The sequence below is a fragment of the Vibrio sp. OPT46 genome, from assembly GCF_015163535.1.
GTDB classification, from domain to species: Bacteria; Pseudomonadota; Gammaproteobacteria; order Enterobacterales; family Vibrionaceae; genus Vibrio; species Vibrio alginolyticus.
In genome coordinates this window covers 1-530 of the sequence record NZ_JADDYG010000354.1, presented here as the reverse complement: position 1 = coordinate 530, position 530 = coordinate 1, and the positions used below count along the sequence as shown (strand labels likewise).

Here is a 530-nt window from a genome sequence, read left to right as displayed (position 1 = left end):
GGATTTTCAGAAGATGAGAAAGTTGTGCCATACAGTAAAAGAAGCTTTTCAGGAGCAAGATTACTTGTTGAGTATTTGCACTTTCCTGAGAAGTTTATGTTCTTTGATATCATCGAACTTGGATTATCAGAGCTAGATCTTAGAGAGCAAGTCGAACTGTATTTTTACTTTGATACCAACGATGACTGGCTTCCAAAGCAAGTGGACGAAGAAAGCTTAATGGTAGGCTGTGTGCCTGTGATCAACTTATTTAAAAGTATTATGGAGCCTAAGCGTATTCTACCAACTGAATACGATTACCACTTGTCTCCACAATACCAAGAAGCTGAAAGTAATGAGGTTGTCTCAATTTCTGACGTAACGTTGAGAAACTGGAACAAAACGTACCACAATTTGCCATGTTATCACTCTGGTGAGCACACGCATTATACGAACACTAGTGAGATTTATTGGTTGATGAGACGTGAGGATAAGAACTGGGCTGGTGGGTATGATGAGCCAGGTAGAGAAACTTACATTTCTTTTGTTGA

General features: G+C 39.2%; 1 protein-coding gene. It reads left to right on the top strand.

The window, feature by feature from the left end; all coding sequences use genetic code 11:
* A partial coding sequence (locus IQR33_RS15820; protein ID WP_193843845.1) for a type VI secretion system baseplate subunit TssF occupies window positions 1-530 on the top strand: 530 nt, incomplete at both ends.